Genomic DNA, 18,371 nt, shown 5'->3' on the forward strand with positions numbered 1-18,371 from the left:
GGCGCATCAGAGGGACAGCGAGCGCGCCAGGTGAGCAGGGTCCTTCTAGACTGAGCGGCGATGTTCGCCCAGTCAGAGGTACCCGTCCCCATGGTGGAGGTGCGTTGATGCGCCTCGTCTTCGCCGGCACCCCCGAGCCCGCCGTCCCTTCGCTGCGCGCGCTGCTGGCGTCCGAGCGGCATGAGGTCGTCGCGGTCGTCACCCGGCCGGACGCGCAGGCCGGCCGCGGCCGCCGCGTCGTGCGGTCCCCGATCGGCGCGCTGGCCGACGAGCACGGGATCGAGGTGCTGACCCCGCCCAAGGCGAGCGACCCCGCGTTCCTCGCCCGGCTCGCGGAGATCGCGCCCGACGCGTGCCCCGTGGTCGCATACGGGGCGCTGCTGCCCCAAGCCGCGCTGGACATCCCCGAGTACGGCTGGGTCAACCTGCACTTCTCGCTGCTGCCCGCGTGGCGCGGCGCCGCGCCGGTCCAGGCCGCGATCCGCGCCGGTGACGAGATCGCCGGCGCCTCGACGTTCCGGATCGTCAAGGAACTCGACGCGGGCCCGGTCTACGGCGTGCTCACCGAGCAGATCGCCGTCACCGACACCGCCGGGGAACTGCTCGGCAGGCTTTCGGAGTCCGGTGCGAAACTGCTCGTGTCCACGATGGACGGAATCGCCGACGGCACGCTGCGCGCGGTCGAGCAGACCGGTGACGGCGTGAGTTACGCGCCCAAGGTGACCGTCGAGGACGCGCGCGTCTCGTTCGCCGACCCGGGTTCCGCGGTCGACCGGCAGATTCGCGCGGTCAGCCCGGAACCGGGCGCGTGGGCGGAGTTCCGCGGCGAGCGGTTGAAGCTCGGGCCGGTGACGGTCGTCGACGAGCCGGGCCCCCCGCCGGGTGAACTGGTCGTCGAACGCAAGCGGGTCCTGGTCGGCACGGCGTCGAAACCGGTGCGGCTGGGCGAAGTACAGGCGCAGGGCAAGAAGCGGATGGCGGCCACCGATTGGGCGCGCGGTACGAGGATCGAACAAGGAGAGCGCCTGCAGTGAACGAGCGTAGGGAACGTCGGCCGTCGAGGCCGGAGCGAGGCCGCCCGGCCCCGCGTAAAGAAGGGCCCAGCCGCCCGCCAGAGATCGACCCGGCTCGGCAGGTCGCCTTCGACGTCCTGCGCGCGGTCCGGGAAAAGGACGCGTACGCGAACTTGGTGCTGCCCGAGCTGCTGCGCACCCGCCGGATCTCCGGCCGGGACGCGGCGCTGGCCACCGAACTGACCTACGGGACCTGCCGCGCGGTCGGCATGCTGGACGCCGTCATCGAGGCCTGCCTCGTCGACCGCTCGCTGGCCAAGGTGGACGCCATCGTGCTGGACGGGCTGCGGCTCGGCGCGTACCAGCTGCTGCGCACCCGCATCCCCGAGCACGCCGCCGTCGGGTCCACTGTGGACCTCGTCCGCGCCGAAGTCGGTTCCTGGATCGCGGGTTTCGTCAATGCGGTGCTGCGGTCGGTGTCCGAAAAGGACGAAGAGACCTGGCTCAACGAGCTGGCCCCGGACGAGGCCGTCGACCCGATCGGCGCGTACGCGCTGCGGACGGCGCACCCGCGCTGGGTCGCGCGTTCCTTCGCCGAAGCGCTGGGGGACAAGGGAGCCGAGCTGAAGGCGGCGCTCGAGGCCGACGACGAGCGGCCCGAGGTGCACCTGGTCGCCCGTCCCGGTGAGATCAGCGCCGACGAACTGGCCGCCATCACCGGCGGCGACGTCGCCCCGTACTCGCCCTACGGCGTCCGGATGCCCTCGGGCTCCGGCGACCCCGGCGATGTGGAGCCGGTCAAGGAAAAGCTGGCCGCCGTGCAGGACGAGGGCAGCCAGCTGTGCGCCGTCGCCGTCACGAAGGTCCCGCTCACCGGCACCGACGTGCGCTGGCTGGACCTGTGCGCGGGCCCGGGCGGCAAGGCCGCGCTGCTGGGCGCGCTCGCGTCGATCAGCGGTGCCACCGTCGACGCCGTCGAGAAGGCGCCGCACCGCGCCAAGCTGATCGAGAACGTCGTCCGTGGGCTTCCGGTGACCATTCACGTCGCCGACGGCCGCGAAACCGAGCTCGAACCGGGCTACGACCGCATCCTGGTCGACGCGCCGTGCAGTGGCCTCGGCTCGCTGCGGCGGCGGCCGGAGGCGCGCTGGCGCCGTCAGCCCAGTGACATCTCGGACCTGACGAAACTGCAGGGCCAGCTGATCACCGCGGCGCTGGACCTGGTCCGGCCCGGCGGCATCGTCACCTACGTCGTCTGCTCGCCGCACCTGGCCGAGACCGAAGGTGTCGTGGGGGAGACCGCGCGCCGCGCCGGCGCCGAGATCGTCGACGCGCGGGAGTTCTTCCCCGACGTCCCGCAGCTCGGCAAGGGCCCGTACGTCCAGCTGTGGCCGCATCGCCACGGCACCGACGCGATGTTCTGCGCCGTCCTGCGGAAGCCGGAAACCGCCGGGTGAGCAGGGTTCTCGGCCTGATCGCGAGCTCCTGCGGCGGACTGGACACCCGGTTCGCCGCGGAGCTCGCGAAACCGGCCGCGGACCGGGGCTGGGATCTCGCGATCACGCTGACCCCGACAGCGGCCCGCTGGCTGGAGACGACCGGCGGGATCGGTGAACTCGAGGCGTTCACCGATCTGCCGGTCCGCAGCACTTCACGGCTGCCGGGCGAACCCCGGCCCCATCCGGATCCCACGGTGTTCCTGTTCGCTCCGGCGTCCGCGAACTCCGTGGCGAAACTGGCGCTGGGTATCGCCGACAACCAGGCGCTGACCCTGCTCGGCGACGTGCTCGGCACCCCGGGCATCACCATCGTGCTGGGCTACCAGATCCAGGACACGCGGGTGCACCATCCGGCCTGGCAACGCCATCTCGACACGCTCGCGTCGGCGGGCGTCACCACCACGAGGCTCACCATCGACGCGCCGTGGACCTCCGTGCTGAACCTGCTGCCAGCGCCTTAGCGGGAAATCTCACGAGGCGGTGTTGCGAAAGCCTCTTTCGCAACCTTGAACGTTGCGAAAGAGGCTTTCGCAACACCGGCGGCCCTCCGGCGTACTTACCCCTCAATAAGTATCCACGATGGCTGCGCCGGTCACGAGGCGCAGAACCCCGTGTCGACGGCGGTGAAGAGATCCTTCGACGCCTTGCCCGGCAACGGATCCTGGTTCAGCACGACGTTCACCTGCTTGCCGTGCGGGATCGCTCCGGACAGGGTGGTGAAGCCGGGGACGCTCCCGCGGTGGCCCCAGAACGTCCCGCCGCACGACAACGGGACCGACACGATCCCGAGGCCGTACTCCGCGCCCGGAACGCCCAGGTTCACGGGCATGGTCCGCTGCATCTCCGCCTGCTGTGGCCGATGCAGGAGCCTGCCGCCGGTGAGCGCGGCGAAGAAGCGGTTCAGGTCTTCACCGGTCGAAACGAGGCCGCCGGAGGTCCAGGCGGCCGAAGGGTCGAGTTCGGTGAAGTCGACAAGGCCGGTGTCGCGGGGTGTGTAGCCCCTGGCGTGCGGGTGCGGCAGTCGTTCGTCATCCCGTGGAGGCAGGTAGGTGTCGCGCAGGCCCAGCGGTTTCACGATCCTGGCGTCGATCTCGTCGGAGACCGAGCGTCGGGTCAGCTTCTCGATGAGCATGCCCGCGACGATGTAGTTCGTGTTGGAGTACGACCAGCCCTTGCCGGGATCGAACAACGGCCCCTGCGCGAGGGCGATCGCCATCAGCTCTTCGGGTTCGGCGCCGCGATGCCGCCACTCGTCGATGTCGATGTCGCGGGAGAAGTCGTGGAGCCCGCTGGTGTGCTGGAGCAGCTGCCGGACGGTGATCTGGGTGCCGTCGTTGCCGTTCCCGCGCACCAGGCCGGGCAGATACCGGTCGATCGGCGTGTCCAGCCGCACCTTTCCGTCGGCGACCAGTTGCAGGACGACGACGGCGACGAAGGTCTTGGTGACACTGCCTGCCCGGAACTTCGAGCCGCGCGGGAACGGCGTCCTCGTCTCGATGTTCCCGACGCCTTCACGCTCCGACCACGTCCGCCCGGACGCGCTCGTCACGGTCGCCTGCGCGCCGGGGACTCCGTCCTGTACCAGCGTCTTCAGTGCCTTGTCGACCTCGTCGCCCGGCTTGGTCACGGCGAGTGCCGGTGCGGCGGTGGTGGCCGCGAGCAACGCGACCAGCGAACCGACAGCGACGATTTTCCTGCCTGGCAAGGTTTTTCGCATGAAGCCAAGTTAGGTAAACCGGAACCGCGCGACCATGAGGCAGGCCCCCACCCCTCAACGGGGGCCTGCCCCACCCCCTAACGCAGGCGCAGCGCGCGCTTCAGGGTGCCGAACAGGTCGGTCTGGTCGGTCAGGCCGACGATGTTCGCCGCCTGCGGCCCGTAGCCCGCGACGCGGATCTGCGTGCCGGTGTGCTCCTGCGACGAGCCGGGCATCCCGGTGCCGTAGTTGATGGTCATGTTCGCGCCCTCGTTGGTGATGAGGGTGGCGGTCTGGCCCGGACTGACCGCGCCGTTGCCGACGATCTGGCTGGTGTGGCCGTGGTCGCCGGTGACGATCACCAGGGTGTCGGGGTTGCTGCGAGCGAACGCGAGACCGGCCGCGACGGCCTGGTCGAAGTCGATCGTCTCCCCGATCTGGCCGCACGGGTCCGCGGCGTGGTCCTGCTTGTCGATGCTCGCGCCCTCGACCTGGAGGAAGAAACCCTTGTCCTTGCGGCGGTCGTCGAGCAGCGAGATCGCCTTGCGGGTCTGGTCGGCCAGCTTCGGCTGCGTCTTCGGCAGCGCCGGGTTCGGCGTGCAGCGGGCCGGCGGCGTGCCGCCCTGCTTCGCGGCGGGCCCGGTCCAGTTGACCGGCAGGTTGCCCGAGGCGAACAGGCCCAGCAACGGCTTGCCCGGCTTGGCCGCGGCGAGGTCGGCCGCGGTGCTCACCACCTGGTAGCCCGCCGACTTCGCCTGGTCCAGCACGGTCTTGCCGGCGAACTTCCCGGCCTTCACGGCCTGGTCGAAGTACTTCGCGCCGCCGCCGAGCAGGACGTCCGGCTTGGTCTGGACCAGCTGCTCGGAGATGGAGCCCGCGCCGCCGTTCTCCTTCGCGTTGACCGCACACTTGGCGCTGGTTTCGTTGGGGCCCTTGCAATCGCGGCCGACGACGTGGGAACCGAGCACGGCGGGCGTCGCGTCCTGGATCTCGGACGTGGTGACGTCACCGGTGCGCAGTCCCGACCGCTGGGCGATTTCGAGGATCGACGGGACGGCGTTGCCGTACGCGTCCACGGAAATCGCGCCGTTGTAGGTCTTCACGCCGGTGGCCCATCCGGTGCCGGAGGCGGCCGAGTCGGTCACGTAGTCGGGCTTGGCGGGATTGTTCCGCTCGACCGCGTACGTCGTGTAGTCACCGGTGAGCGGCAAGCCGTCCATCGCCAGCCGTCCGGCCGCGCCGCGCTCGTAGTTGCGCGCCGAGGTGATCTCGGACTGGCCCATGCCGTCGCCGATGAACAGGATGACGTTGCGGGCGTTGCCGCCCTTGATCGCGGCGCGCACGTCCTGGGTGCGGTCGCCGGACGCGGCCGCGAGGCGGGCGTCGTCACCGGCGGCGAGCGCCGCGGGGGCCAGCGCGAGCAGCGCGGCGCCGAAGGCCCCGCCCGCCAGCCACCTGCGCCGTCCTGTGAACAGCGAAGCCATCGAATCTCCTTGGGATTGCTGGGGATCAGAGCAGTCCCATTAGTCACCGCGCATGTGTGCGGCGGGAGATCTCCGGATGAACGGCCGAAGAACAGCGGCGGTCCGCTAGCGCAGGCTGTGCCCCGGCGAGACGATCCCGGTCTCGTAGGCGAACACCACGGCCTGGCTGCGGTTGGCCGCGCCCAGTTTCCCGAAGATGTTGCCCACGTGGGTTTTGACTGTTTCCAGGCTGATGACCAGATCGGCTGCTATGTCCACATTGGACATCCCGGTGGCGATCAGCCGGAGCACCTCGGTCTCCCGTTTGGTCAGCGAGGCGGGCCGCGGCGCGAGCCCCGACTCCGCCGGGCGCGCTGCCACCATCCGCCGGATCGCGTCGGGGAACAGCAGCGTCTCTCCGGCGGCGATGGTGCGGATCGCGTGCGCGAACTCCTCCTTGCGCGCCCGCTTGAGCAGGAACCCGCTCGCCCCGGCGAGCAGCGCGTCGTACACGTAGTCGTCGTTGTCGAACGTGGTGATCACGAGGACCTTCGGCGGTTCGGGCACTTCGGCCAGCACCCGCCGGGTCGCCTCGATCCCGTCCACGCCGGGCATCCGCACGTCCATCAGGACCACCGCGGGATTCGTCCGCCGCACCAGGTCCACCACTTCGCCGCCGTTACCCGCCTCGCCGACCACGGTCAGGTCGGGCTGGTTGTCCAGCAGCGAACGCAGCCCGGCGCGCAGCAGTGGTTCGTCGTCGACGATCAGGACCCGCAGTGTCATGAGCGCGACCGTAGCGGGATCGTCGTCACCAGCCGCCACAGCGGTTCCCCGTCGACGGCCGGGCCCGCGATGAGCTCGCCGCGCAGCGCCTCGACGCGTTCGGTCAGCCCAGGCAATCCGTTGCCACCACGATCCGACGTGGCGGCCATCTCCCTGAGCGGGTTCACGATCTCGATCCGCAGCGCGTCCGCCAGCACCGCGACCCGCACCGTCACCGGGCCGGGGTGGGCGTGCCGCAACGCGTTCGTCAGTCCTTCTTGGACGATCCGGTACGCCTCCCGCGAAAGGGTCGCGGGCAGTTCGGCGGCGGGCCCGGTCAGCTCGTAGTCGATCACCGCGCCACCGGAACGCGCCCGCTCGGCCAGCGTCGCGGCCTCGATGAGCCGTCGTTCGGGTTCGCGGGACGACTTGTCCTCGCGCAGCAGGCCGAGCACGTGGTCGAGGTCTTCGAGCGCCGCCCGGGACGATTCCTCGATGGTGCCCAGTGCCTTGCGCACGAGTTGCGGTTCGGAATCGACCAGTTCGGCGGCCGCGGCGGCCTGGATGGTCGACGTCGTCAGCGTGTGCCCGATGGAGTCGTGCAGTTCGCGTGCCAGCCGGTTGCGCTGCTCGAAGTGGTTCGCCCGGACCTCGGCCGCGGCGACCCGTTCGGCGGCGGACGGCCCCAGCAGCGCCACCGCGCTGTACTGGAAGAGCTTGGTGAAACCGGAGAGGACGTACGCGATCACCACGAGCGTGAAGAACCCGATCGGCAGCGTCCACGCTCCGGCGACGCCGGGCTCGATCGTCACCTCCTCGCCGAAGATCGCGATGGGACTGCCGCCGCCTCCCGCCCACACCAGGGTCAACACGAAGCCGAGGAACAGGAAGCAGCCAAGGCCGAACAGCACCCAGCCGAGCACGGTGTGCACGAGCAGCCAGCCCGCCGAGCGCCCGCGCTCCGCCCAGGCGACCTTCGTGTTCGGCAGGGGCTGGGCGATCCGCGTCCCCAGCATCTGGTTGGAGATCCAGATGCCGACCCGCCGCATCGGCCCCGGCAGCCCGGCGAGTGCGACCAGCACCCCCATCGCGAGCATGCCGTAGACCATCTTCACCCTCACATCGCCCGGGATGAGGATGGCGGGGATGAGCGCGATCGGGAACGGGATCGCCGTGATCGCCATGCCGAGGAGTCCGAATGGCACGCTCCGATAGCTGCCGATCCGCACCAAGGGTTTCAAGGGATTGATCATGACGGGAACGCTATTCGCACCGGGTATGCGCGCACCTCCCACTCCGGTGCCATTTCGCGTCATCCTCAAGACCACCGACGCCGGTCACAGCCGGTTAGCGGGCGTTAGCGGTGTCCTCCTACACTCGGGCGCGTGGCTCACCGACCTTTGATCGCACCCAGCATCCTGTCCGCGGACTTCGCCCGGCTCGGCGAAGAGATCCGCGCCGTCGCGGGGGAGGGGGAAACCCGCGCGGACTGGGTCCACGTCGACGTCATGGACGCGCACTTCGTCCCGAACCTGACCTTGGGCCTGCCCGTGGTGCAGTCGCTGATCAAGGCCACCGACGTCCCGATCGACTGCCACCTGATGATCGAGAACCCCGACAAGTGGGCCATCGGGTACGCCGAGGCGGGCGCCTACAACGTCACCGTGCACGTCGAGGCCGCGCACGACCCGATCGCGCTGGCGAAGAACCTCCGCGCCGCCGGGGCGAAGGCCGGTCTGTCGATCAAGCCGAACACGCCGATCGAGGATCACCTCGACACCCTCAAGCACTACGACACGCTGCTGGTGATGTCGGTCGAGCCCGGTTTCGGCGGCCAGTCGTTCATCACCGACGTCCTGGAGAAGGTCCGCACCGCGCGACGCCTGGTCGACACCGGGCATCTCAAGCTCGTCGTCGAGATCGACGGCGGGATCAACGCCGACACGATCGAGCAGGCCGCCGAAGCCGGAGTGGACTGTTTCGTCGCCGGTTCCGCCGTCTACGGCGCCGAAGACCCTGGTAAGGCGGTCGCCGCGCTGCGCGAGCAGGCGGCCCGCGTCCGCGGCTGATCCCAGCCCCTGACCCGGCGTCGGGTCAGGAGAAGGAATCGGCCCTCGTGGGTGTTGGATGAGGGGAGCACCGTTTTCCAGCGGCGGTGCGACCAGGAGGAGGGCAGCAGGAGTGTTCACCGGCATTGTCGAGGAACTCGGCGAAGTCACCGCGGTCGAGCAGGTCCCGAACGCCGCGCGGCTGACCGTGCGGGGGCCGCTGGTGACCAGCGACGCCGGTCACGGCGACTCCATCGCGGTGAGTGGCGTGTGCCTCACCGTGGTCGCGGTGGCGGGTGGCGAGTTTACCGTCGACGTCGTGCACGAAACCCTGCAGCGCTCCAGCCTCGCGAAGGTGAACGTCGGCGACGTCGTGAACCTGGAACGCGCGACGCCGGCGGGCGGCAGGCTCGGCGGGCACATCATGCAGGGCCACGTGGACGGCACCGGCGTCTTCCTCAAGCGGGACGAACAGGGTCTGACCTCGTTCGCCCTGCCGGGAAGACTGTCACGGTACGTGGTCGAAAAGGGGTCGATCGCGGTCGACGGCATCTCCCTCACGGTCGCTTCGGTGACCGACGAGGAGTTCGCCGTGGCGCTGATCCCGACCACTCTCGAAGTGACCACCCTCGGCCGGAATCAGCCGGGTGACCTGGTGAATCTCGAGGTCGACGTGGTCGCCAAGTACGTCGAGAAGCTGGCCATGCCGCACCTGCGTCCGCAGGGGGACAATGGTGGCGGCGGCACGGAGGAGCGGGCGTGACTGAAACGAGTGCGATTCCGGGGTCGGCGGATCTGACCCCCTGTGGAAGCGGGGTGGCCGTGAACACCGACGCCATCGAGGCGGCGATCGCCGACATCAAGGCGGGCCGCCCCGTCGTCGTGGTCGACGACGAGGACCGGGAGAACGAAGGCGACCTGATCTTCGCGGCGGAGAAGACCACGCCGGAACTGATGGCCTTCATGGTCCGCTACACCTCGGGTTACGTCTGCGTGGCGCTGACCGAAGCCGAGGCGGACCGGCTGAATCTTCCGCCGATGTACCACACGAACCAGGATCAGCGCGGCACCGCGTACAGCGTCACGGTCGACGCCGCCGAGGGGATCACCACCGGTATCTCCGCGGCCGACCGGTCGCACACCATCCGGCTGCTCGCCGACCCGGCGTCCCAGGCGTCGGACTTCCGGCGCCCGGGCCACGTGGTCCCGCTGCGTGCCAAGCAGGGCGGCGTCCTGCGGCGTCCCGGGCACACCGAAGCCTCCGTCGACCTGGCCCGCCTGGCCGGGCTTTCGCCGTCCGGCGTGCTCTGCGAGATCGTGTCGCAGAAGGACGAGGGCGACATGGCCCGCCGCGACGAGCTCGAGGTCTTCGCCGCGGACCACGACCTCAAGATGATCACCATCGCCGATCTGATCGCCTACCGGCGCCGGACCGAGAAGCAGGTCGAGCGGGTCGCCGAGGCGCGTATCCCGCTGACAGCCGGTACCTTCCGCGCCGTCGGTTACGACAGCCTGCTCGACGGCATCGAGCACATCGCCTTCGTCTACGGCGAGATCGGCGACGGCGACGACATCCTGGTCCGCGTGCACTCCGAGTGCCTCACCGGCGACGTCTTCGGCTCCCTGCGCTGCGATTGCGGCCCGCAGCTCGAAGCCGCCTTGGAAGCGGTGGCCAAGGAAGGCCGGGGCGTGGTGCTCTACATCCGCGGCCACGAGGGCCGGGGCATCGGGCTGCTGCACAAACTGCAGGCCTACCAGCTGCAGGACGCCGGCGCGGACACCGTCGACGCGAACCTGCAGCTCGGCGTCCCCGCCGACGCGCGGGACTACGGCACCGGCGCGCAGATCCTGTGCGACCTCGGGGTCCGCTCGATGCGGCTGCTGACGAACAACCCGGCCAAGCGCGTCGGCCTCGAGGGCTACGGCCTGCGGGTCACCGGCCGCGTCTCGCTGCCGATCTCGCCGAACCCGGAGAACCTGCGTTACCTCAAGACCAAGCGGGACCGGATGGGGCACGACCTGTCCCAGCTGGAACATTTCGACCAGGTCGGCGCCGAGGTCGACCAGGGCAACGGAGGTGGCTCGCGGTGAGCGGCGAAGGCCGTCCGGACGTCGAACTCGACCTGTCCGACTGTAAGAACATCCGGCTCGGGATCGTGGCCACACGCTGGCACACGAAGATCACGACCGCCCTGCTGGAGCGCGCCCTGGCCGCGGTCAAGGCGGCCGAGCTCGAAGAGGAGCCGACGATCGTGCGCGTCGCGGGCGCCGTCGAACTGCCGGTCGCCGCGCAGGCACTGGCCCGCACCCACGACGCCGTCGTCGCGCTGGGCGTGGTCGTCCGGGGCGGCACGCCGCATTTCGAGTACGTCTGCGACGCGGTCACCGCGGGCCTGACCAGGGTGGCGCTCGACGAGAGCACCCCGGTCGGCAACGGCGTGCTCACCTGCGACACCGAACAACAGGCCCTCGACCGCTCCGGCCTGCCGGGCTCTATCGAGGACAAGGGCTACGAAGCGACGATCGCGGCGCTGGACGCCGCGCACGCGCTGCGGAACCTGCGCCAGCCGTGGACCGAGCGGGGCTTCGTGTGAGCGTCGAGGCGGATGTGATGACAGAAACCGAGGTCGTGGTGGTGCGGCCGCGCCGCGCGCTGGTGATGTGCTCGGTGCTGGCGGTGATCCTGCTGGCGACGTTCGTGGTCGTCGCGGTGCTGCTGCGCGGCTCGGACACCGGCGTGATCTTCCAGCCGTCCGACCAGGCGGCGATGATCGGGATCGGCGTGCTGCTCGCGGCGGGCACGATGCTGTTCGCGCTGGCGCGCGTGAAGGCCGACGCCGACGGCATCGAGGTCCGGAACGTGCTGCTGACCAAGCGATTCGCGTGGAGCGAGGTGCTTTCGGTGAGCTTCCCGGACGGTGCCTCGTGGGCACGGCTCGAGCTGCCGGACGACGAGTACTACTCGGTCATGGCCGTCCAGGCGGTGGACCGGGAACGAGCGGTGGACGCGGTGCGGGCGCTGCGGCGGCTGCACAAAGCGGCCTGGAACGGCTGACGCCCTTCGCGCTCTCTGGCGACTCCCGCGTGCTATGAACGGCCCGTTACTTGCAAATTTTGCAAGTAACGGGCCGTTCATAGCGTTCGTTCGGCAGACCACTCAAAGCTCGAAATCCACCACGATCGGCGCGTGGTCCGAGGAACCCTTGCCCTTCCGCGCCTCACGGTCCACATAGGAATCCGTGACCGCCCCCGCCACCTTCGTGTCGGCGTAGACGAGGTCGATCCGCATTCCCTTGTTGTTCGGGAAGTTCCCGGCCCGGTAGTCCCAGTAGGTGAACGGGTGGTCGTACTTCAGCGGCCGCGGGAACACGTCGGACAGGCCGAGGTCACGCAGCGCCGCGAGCGCCTTCCGCTCGGGCTCGGTCACGTGCGTCGACTCGGTGAAGACGCCGATGTCCCAGACGTCCACGTCGGCGGGCGCGATGTTGAAGTCGCCGAGCACCGCGAACGGCAGTCCCCGCGTCAGCTCCTCGCGCACGGTCGCTTCGAGCGCCGAGAGCCAGTTGAGTTTGTAGGTGTAGTGCGGGTTGTCGAGTTCGCGCCCGTTCGGCACGTACACCGACCACAGCCGCACCCCGCCGCAGGTCGCGCCGATGGCCCGCGCGTCGTTCTTCTCTTCGAAGGTGGGCTCGCCGGTCAGCCCGCGCGTCACGTCCTCCAGCCCCACCCGCGAAACGACGGCGACGCCGTTCCAGCGCCCGCTGCCGTACGCCGCCGTCTCGTAACCCAGTTCCCGCACGGCGTCGAAGGGGAACGCGTCCGTGCCGCATTTGAGTTCCTGCAGGCACAGCACGTCCGGCTGCACCGACCCGAGCCAGTCCAGCACTCTCGGCAGCCGGGGCCCGATCGAGTTCACGTTCCAGGTCGCGATCCGCATGCCCGCGAGAATCCCACACCGCACCGACAACAATGGCTCCCGGATGCCATGAACGGCCCGTTACTTGCAAAATTCGCAAGTAACGGGCCGTTCATGGCACGCGCCGGGAGTGGAGGTCAGACCCCGGTGGTCGAGCGGATCCAGGAGCGGCTGGACGCGACGCTCCCGTAGTTGTTGGTGCCGCGGGTGTTCGAGCCGCTCTGGTTCTGCACGGTCGAAGCGACACCGACCTGGACGCCGTTGGAGACCTGGGGGCCGCCCGAGTCGCCCTTCCACGCCGAACCGTTGATGCCGACGCTCTGGATGGCCGGGCCGCCGTAGGCGTCGGACGAGCTGCCGGACACGCGGACGTTGGCCACCTTCAGCGCCGAGGCGGGCGGGCCGGTCGGGGTCTCACGGCCCCAGCCGTAGAGCTGGTTGGTGGACCCGACCGACGGGTTCGCGCTGGCCAGGCCGATCGGCGTGACACCGGCGTCGGAGACCAGGTGCAGCAGCGAGACGTCGGCGCCGGTCGGCGAGGACACCTTGCGGTCGACGGCGATCACGCGGCCGCCCTGCAGCGCGTTGCTGCCGACGCGGACCCGCATACCGGTGCCGTCCGAGTCGAGGCAGTGCTTGGCGGTCAGCACCCAGCGCTGGGCGATGACACTGCCGGAGCAGTTGAACCCGTCCCACTGACGGCCGGGGGTGTTGACGTAGACCTGGGCGCCCCAGCTGACGGTGGGGGCGGTGCCGCCGCCCACGATGTTGGGCTGGACCCCGGTGGGGGTGCCCGCGGAGGCGACCGCGCCGGCGGTCAGGGTGAGTGCGGCGGCGGCGAGGGACGCGGCGCCCAAAGTACGAAGACGGCTCACGGTGCAGGAGTCCTTTCGAGCGTCATGAGGACGAAGAACCGAGTGAAAAGGAACTGGGACGGAAAGTAATCACCCATTCACCCGCTAGGAACCAACGAACGTCTGGTCCGGTCGAATACCCGACTTAGGTCGGTATACGTTGCGAAATGCGGACCGCATCGTGGGAATGGCCACTCGATGGGTTGACCGGACCCTGGCTTAGGACGGGGCCTCGTAAGACTGTCGGTGGGGCCCCATAGGCTTGACGACGTGGCTGACCCGACCACCTACCGTCCCTCGCCGGGGAGCATCCCGGACGCACCTGGCGTGTACAAATTTCGCGACGCCACGAAGCGGGTCATCTACGTCGGCAAGGCGAAAAGCCTCCGAAGCAGGCTGAACTCCTACTTCGCCGACCTCACGGGCCTGCACCCGCGCACGCGCCAGATGGTGACGACGGCGGCGAGCGTCGAGTGGACCGTGGTGAGCACCGAGGTCGAGGCGCTCCAGCTCGAGTACAACTGGATCAAGGAGTTCGACCCGCGGTTCAACGTCCGCTACCGCGACGACAAGAGCTACCCGGTCCTCGCCGTCACCATGAACGAGGAGTTCCCGCGCCTGCACGTCTACCGCGGCGCGGCCAAGAAGGGCGTCCGGTACTTCGGGCCGTACGCGCACGCTTGGGCCATCCGCGAGACGCTCGACCTGCTGCTGCGCGTCTTCCCCGCGCGCACCTGCTCGGCCGGGGTCTTCAAACGGCACGGCCAGATCGGCAGGCCGTGCCTGCTGGGCTACATCGGCAAGTGCTCCGCGCCGTGTGTCGGCAAGGTGTCCGCGGATGAGCACCGGGATATCGTCGAAGACTTCTGTGATTTTCTTGCCGGTCGCACCGACGCGCTGATCCGCCGCCTGGAACAGGAAATGGCGGCCGCGTCCGAAGAGCTGGAGTTCGAACGCGCGGCCCGGCTGCGTGACGACCTCGGCGCGCTGCGGCGCGCGATGGAGAAGCAGGCGGTCGTGCTCGGCGACGGCACGGACGCCGATGTCGTCGCCTTCGCCCACGATGAACTCGAGGCCGCGGTCCAGGTCTTCCACGTGCGCGGCGGCCGGGTCCGCGGGCAGCGCGGCTGGGTGATCGACAAGGCCGAGGAGATGGACGTCAAGGACCTCGTCGACCACTTCCTCACGCAGTTCTACGGCGAACAGGCCGATCGGGCCGACGATCACGACGGCGTACCGCCCGTGCCGCGCGAGGTGCTCGTCCCCGAACTGCCCGCCGACGCCGAAGCGCTGGGCGAATGGCTTTCCGGGCTGCGCGGTTCGAGGGTGAGCCTCCGGGTGCCGCAGCGCGGGGACAAGCGCGCGCTGGCGGCGACCGTGGAGCGCAACGCGGGGGAGGCGTTCACGCAGCACAAGCTGCGCCGGGCCGGCGACCTCACCGCGCGGTCGGCCGCGCTCGCGGAACTGCAGGACTACCTGGCACTGGAAACCCCGCCGCTGCGCATCGAATGCGTCGACATCAGCCATATCCAGGGCAGTGACGTGGTGGCGTCGCTCGTGGTGTTCGAGGACGGGATCCCGCGCAAGTCCGAGTACCGGCGCTTCGCGCTGCGCGAGGCCGCGGAGGAAGGCGACGTCGCGTCGATCGCCGAGGTCGTCCGCCGCCGTTTTTCCCGCTATCTCAAGGAAACCGCCGAGGACGCGCCGGTCGATCCGGACCGGCCGGGTATCGACCCGGAGACCGGCCGGCCGCGTAAGTTCGCCTACGCGCCGAACCTGCTCGTCGTCGACGGCGCGGGCCCGCAGGCCACCGCCGCCGCGGACGTGCTCTCCGAACTCGGCATCACCGATCTGGCCGTGGTCGGGCTGGCGAAGCGGCTGGAAGAGGTGTGGCTGCCCGGCGATCCCGATCCAGTGATCCTGCCGCGCACCTCCGACGCGCTGTATCTGCTGCAGCGGCTGCGTGACGAGGCACATCGCTTCGCCATCAGGTACCACCGGGAGAAGCGGTCCAAGCGGATGCAGGTGTCCGCATTGGACGGTGTGCCGGGACTGGGGCAAGCTCGCCGTACCGCGCTGATCAAGCATTTCGGCTCGGTGAAGAAACTCCGTGATGCACGGATCGAGGAGATCGAGGCGGTGCCCGGCTTCGGCAGGCGCACCGCGGAAGCGGTCGTCGCGGCGCTCGCAGGGGAGCCCGTGGGGACAGGGGAGTCCGGTATTACGTGATGATCGGGGAAAGGACCATCGTGAGTGCGCAAGAAGAAGGCCGCGGTTCCGGAATGGAGGTTGCGGTCGTTTCAGGATTGTCCGGGGCCGGCCGCAGTACCGCGGCGAAATGCCTGGAGGACCTGGGCTGGTTCGTGGTGGACAACCTGCCGCCCGAGCTGATCGCCACCATGGTCGAGCTCGGCGCGCAGGCGCGGGGCGCGATCACCAAGGTCGCCGTGGTGATGGACGTGCGTTCGCGTGCCTTCACCGACGACCTGGCGTCGGTCATCAAGGACCTCGATGCCCGCGGCTACAAGCCGCGTGTGCTGTTCCTGCAGGCGACCGACGCGGTGCTGGTGCGCCGGTTCGAAGCCGTCCGCCGCGGGCACCCGATGCAGGGTGACGGGAGGCTCGCCGACGGCATCACCGCCGAGCGCGCGCTCCTGGAGCCGCTGCGGGACGAGGCCGACCTAGTGCTCGACACGTCGTCGCTTTCGGTGCACGACCTGCGGGCGAAGATCGAGGACGCCTTCGGTTCCGAGTCCAGTACGCAGACCCGGGTCACCGTGCTCTCGTTCGGCTACAAGTACGGCCTCCCGATGGACGCGGACCTGGTGATGGACGTCCGGTTCCTGCCGAACCCGTTCTGGATCCCGGAACTGCGCGACCACACCGGTCTCGAAGGCGAGGTCCGCAACTACGTGCTCAGCCAGGAAGGCGCCGACGAGTTCCTCGACCGGTACCACCAGCTGCTGCGCCTGATCGGCGCCGGCTACAAGCGCGAGGGCAAGCGGTACCTGACGCTGGCCGTCGGCTGCACCGGCGGAAAGCACCGCAGCGTCGCCATTTCCGAGGAACTCGCCCAGCGTCTGTCCAATGAGGACGGCATGGCCGTGAAGGTGGTGCACCGCGACCTTGGCCGCGAGTAGCGACCTGCGCGCGGTGGCACTGGGTGGCGGGCACGGCCTGCACGCCACCCTCACCGCGTTGCGCCGGGTGACCTCGCAGGTCACCGCCGTGGTCACCGTCGCGGACGACGGAGGCTCGTCCGGCAGGCTGCGCCGCGAACTGGGGCTGCTGCCGCCGGGCGATCTGCGGCAGGCCTTCGCCGCGTTCGCCGCCGAAGACGGCGGGACCCTGTGGGCGGAGGTGTTCCAGCACCGCTTCGGCGGCGACGGCGCGCTCGCCGGGCACGCTGTCGGGAACCTGTTGCTGGCCGGCTTGTTCGAGGTGCTGGGTGACCCGGTCGCCGCGCTCGACGAGGCGAGCAGGCTCATGGGCATTTCCGGCCGTGTCCTGCCGATGTCACCCGAACCGTTGGAAATCCAGGGTGAGGTCTCGGGACTGGACGTCGAGAATCCCTCGGCGTTGCGGCGGATCCGCGGTCAGGTCGCGGTGGCGACCACGCCCGGCCAGGTGCACCGGATCAGCCTGCACCCGACCGGTCAGGCGGACCGGCCGCCGCGAGGCTGCGTCGAAGCGGTCGACGCGGTGCTCGGCGCGGACGCCGTGTTCCTCGGGCCCGGGTCGTGGTTCACCAGCGTGCTCCCGCATCTGCTGGTGCCGGACCTGCACGACGCGTTGCTCCGAACGAACGCCACGAAAGTGGTCATTCTCAATCTGATCCCCCAGCCGGGGGAGACCGCGGGGTTCTCCCCGGAGAAGCATTTGGACGTACTCTTCGAACACGCCCCGGAGTTGCGGGTGGACGCGGTCATCGCCGACGGCGACTCGGTCCCCTCACCTGCCCGGTTGCGTGACGCGGCCGGGAGACTCGGCGCCCGGGCGTTGCTGGGGGCGGTGGCTGACCCGGTCGTGACGGGGCGGCATGATCCTGATGCGCTCGCGGGCTGTATGCGGGACGCTCTCGGTCTCACCGGGGGAGGAGCTGAAGGTATGGAGGGGCAGCGATGGCGATGACCGCCGCCGTGAAGGACGAGCTGAGCCGGCTTGAGATCACCAAGATCGGCCCGCGCCGCGCGGAGGTCGCGTCGATGCTGCGATTCGCGGGCGGGCTGCATATCGTGGCGGGCCGCGTCGTGGTGGAGGCCGAACTGGACACCGGTTCGGTGGCCCGGCGGCTGCGTAAGGAGATCCACGAACTGTACGGACACCAGTCCGACGTCCACGTCATCTCTTCCAGCGGGTTGCGCAAGGGCACGCGGTACGTCGTACGGGTGGTCAAGGACGGTGAGGGCCTCGCCCGGCAGACCGGCCTGATCGACCAGCGCGGCCGCCCGGTACGCGGGCTGCCCGCCGCCGTCGTCTCCGGCGGCGTCGCCGACGCGGAAGCCGCCTGGCGCGGCGCGTTCCTGGCCCACGGTTCGCTCACCGAACCCGGCCGCTCGTCGTCACTCGAAGTCACCTGCCCCGGCCCGGAGGCCGCGCTGGCGCTCGTCGGCGCCGCCCGGCGGATGGGCATCCAGGCCAAGTCACGCGAGGTCCGCGGCGCGGACCGCGTCGTGGTGCGCGACGGTGACGCCATCGGCGCCCTGCTGACCCGCCTCGGCGCGCACACCAGCGTGCTCGCGTGGGAAGAGCGGCGGATGCGCCGCGAGGTGCGCGCCACCGCGAACCGGCTCGCGAACTTCGACGACGCGAACCTGCGCCGCTCGGCCCGCGCGGCCGTCGCGGCGGCGGCCCGGGTCGAGCGAGCACTGGACATCCTCGGCGACTCCGCCCCGGATCACCTGCTCGCCGCGGGCAGGCTGCGGCTGTCGAACCGGCAGGCCTCGCTCGAAGAACTGGGCCAGCTGTCCGACCCGCAGATGACCAAGGACGCCGTCGCCGGCCGGATCCGCCGCCTGCTCGCCATGGCCGACAAGAAGGCGAAGGAACAGGGCATCCCGGACACGGAATCCGCTGTGACGCCCGAAATGCTGGAAGAAGACGAGGCTTAGCGGCTC

At 69.9% G+C, this 18,371-nt stretch carries 18 protein-coding genes; 12 read left to right on the forward strand and 6 right to left on the reverse strand.

What is annotated here, in order from left to right; translation table 11 throughout:
- Positions 1-107 precede the first annotated feature (107 nt).
- The 3 genes from fmt to ACLJRL_RS05470 are packed head-to-tail and all read left to right on the forward strand — an operon-like array spanning position 108 to position 2,973.
- Positions 108-1,034: a methionyl-tRNA formyltransferase gene (fmt, locus tag ACLJRL_RS05460; protein ID WP_410654872.1), complete on the forward strand. Its 927-nt coding sequence runs from the start codon at positions 108-110 to the stop codon at positions 1,032-1,034.
- Positions 1,031-2,470: an RsmB/NOP family class I SAM-dependent RNA methyltransferase gene (locus tag ACLJRL_RS05465; RefSeq protein ID WP_410654873.1), complete on the forward strand. Its 1,440-nt coding sequence runs from the start codon at positions 1,031-1,033 to the stop codon at positions 2,468-2,470. The genes fmt and ACLJRL_RS05465 overlap by 4 nt, the downstream gene beginning before the upstream one ends.
- The gene (locus ACLJRL_RS05470) at positions 2,467-2,973 is read left to right on the forward strand and encodes a flavoprotein (RefSeq protein WP_410654874.1); all 507 of its coding nucleotides are present in this window, start codon (positions 2,467-2,469) and stop codon (positions 2,971-2,973) included. The genes ACLJRL_RS05465 and ACLJRL_RS05470 overlap by 4 nt, the downstream gene beginning before the upstream one ends.
- A gap of 131 nt (positions 2,974-3,104) precedes the next feature.
- Here ACLJRL_RS05470 and ACLJRL_RS05475 read toward each other — a convergent pair whose 3' ends face one another.
- From ACLJRL_RS05475 to ACLJRL_RS05490, 4 genes are all read right to left on the reverse strand, one after another.
- The gene (locus ACLJRL_RS05475; RefSeq protein WP_410654875.1) at positions 3,105-4,229 is read right to left on the reverse strand and encodes a serine hydrolase domain-containing protein; all 1,125 of its coding nucleotides are present in this window, start codon (positions 4,227-4,229) and stop codon (positions 3,105-3,107) included.
- 77 nt (positions 4,230-4,306) lie between these two features.
- Positions 4,307-5,692 (reverse strand): alkaline phosphatase, encoded by a 1,386-nt coding sequence (gene phoA, locus ACLJRL_RS05480; protein ID WP_410654876.1) that lies wholly within the window; start codon positions 5,690-5,692, stop codon positions 4,307-4,309.
- 105 nt (positions 5,693-5,797) lie between these two features.
- The gene (locus tag ACLJRL_RS05485) at positions 5,798-6,457 is read right to left on the reverse strand and encodes a response regulator (RefSeq protein ID WP_410654877.1); all 660 of its coding nucleotides are present in this window, start codon (positions 6,455-6,457) and stop codon (positions 5,798-5,800) included.
- Positions 6,454-7,689 (reverse strand): sensor histidine kinase, encoded by a 1,236-nt coding sequence (locus ACLJRL_RS05490; RefSeq protein ID WP_410654878.1) that lies wholly within the window; start codon positions 7,687-7,689, stop codon positions 6,454-6,456. Before ACLJRL_RS05490 ends, ACLJRL_RS05485 begins: the two co-directional genes overlap by 4 nt.
- 147 nt (positions 7,690-7,836) lie before the next feature.
- Here ACLJRL_RS05490 and rpe point away from each other — a divergent pair, with 147 nt between their 5' ends.
- The 5 genes from rpe (at position 7,837) to ACLJRL_RS05515 (ending at position 11,539) form a co-directional block, all read left to right on the forward strand.
- Positions 7,837-8,505 (forward strand): ribulose-phosphate 3-epimerase, encoded by a 669-nt coding sequence (rpe, locus tag ACLJRL_RS05495; RefSeq protein WP_410655170.1) that lies wholly within the window; start codon positions 7,837-7,839, stop codon positions 8,503-8,505.
- A gap of 112 nt (positions 8,506-8,617) precedes the next feature.
- The gene (locus tag ACLJRL_RS05500) at positions 8,618-9,247 is read left to right on the forward strand and encodes a riboflavin synthase (RefSeq protein WP_410654879.1); all 630 of its coding nucleotides are present in this window, start codon (positions 8,618-8,620) and stop codon (positions 9,245-9,247) included.
- 53 nt (positions 9,248-9,300) lie between these two features.
- On the forward strand, positions 9,301-10,575 hold the full coding sequence (locus ACLJRL_RS05505) for a bifunctional 3,4-dihydroxy-2-butanone-4-phosphate synthase/GTP cyclohydrolase II (RefSeq protein ID WP_410655171.1): 1,275 nt from the start codon (positions 9,301-9,303) through the stop codon (positions 10,573-10,575).
- A complete protein-coding gene (gene ribH / locus ACLJRL_RS05510; protein ID WP_410654880.1) occupies positions 10,572-11,078 on the forward strand; it encodes a 6,7-dimethyl-8-ribityllumazine synthase in 507 nt (168 codons plus the stop codon). The genes ACLJRL_RS05505 and ribH overlap by 4 nt, the downstream gene beginning before the upstream one ends.
- Positions 11,079-11,095: 17 nt before the next feature.
- Positions 11,096-11,539, forward strand: coding sequence for a PH domain-containing protein (locus ACLJRL_RS05515; protein WP_410654881.1), 444 nt, complete (start codon positions 11,096-11,098; stop codon positions 11,537-11,539).
- Positions 11,540-11,641: 102 nt separating this feature from the next.
- Here the strand turns inward: ACLJRL_RS05515 and ACLJRL_RS05520 are convergent, their stop codons facing one another.
- Together ACLJRL_RS05520 and ACLJRL_RS05525 are read right to left on the reverse strand one after the other, a co-directional pair.
- Complete coding sequence (locus ACLJRL_RS05520; RefSeq protein ID WP_410654882.1) at positions 11,642-12,421, reverse strand: exodeoxyribonuclease III; 780 nt, start codon at positions 12,419-12,421, stop codon at positions 11,642-11,644.
- Between the two features lie 116 nt (positions 12,422-12,537).
- Positions 12,538-13,275: a S1 family peptidase gene (locus tag ACLJRL_RS05525; protein WP_410654883.1), complete on the reverse strand. Its 738-nt coding sequence runs from the start codon at positions 13,273-13,275 to the stop codon at positions 12,538-12,540.
- A 249-nt stretch (positions 13,276-13,524) separates the two neighbouring features.
- Between ACLJRL_RS05525 and uvrC the strand changes: the two genes are divergently transcribed.
- The 4 genes from uvrC to whiA are packed head-to-tail and all read left to right on the forward strand — an operon-like array spanning position 13,525 to position 18,365.
- Positions 13,525-15,483: an excinuclease ABC subunit UvrC gene (gene uvrC / locus ACLJRL_RS05530; protein WP_410654884.1), complete on the forward strand. Its 1,959-nt coding sequence runs from the start codon at positions 13,525-13,527 to the stop codon at positions 15,481-15,483.
- Entirely contained in the window at positions 15,483-16,394 is a 912-nt protein-coding gene (rapZ, locus tag ACLJRL_RS05535) for an RNase adapter RapZ (RefSeq protein WP_410654885.1), read from the forward strand. Before uvrC ends, rapZ begins: the two co-directional genes overlap by 1 nt.
- A gap of 4 nt (positions 16,395-16,398) precedes the next feature.
- Positions 16,399-17,385 (forward strand): gluconeogenesis factor YvcK family protein, encoded by a 987-nt coding sequence (locus ACLJRL_RS05540; protein WP_410655172.1) that lies wholly within the window; start codon positions 16,399-16,401, stop codon positions 17,383-17,385.
- Positions 17,376-18,365, forward strand: a complete 990-nt coding sequence (gene whiA, locus ACLJRL_RS05545) for a DNA-binding protein WhiA (RefSeq protein WP_410654886.1) — start codon at positions 17,376-17,378, stop codon at positions 18,363-18,365. The genes ACLJRL_RS05540 and whiA overlap by 10 nt, the downstream gene beginning before the upstream one ends.
- Positions 18,366-18,371 lie beyond the last annotated feature (6 nt).

It is taken from the genome of Amycolatopsis sp. lyj-112, from assembly GCF_046549055.1.
GTDB lineage: Bacteria > Actinomycetota > Actinomycetes > Mycobacteriales > Pseudonocardiaceae > Amycolatopsis.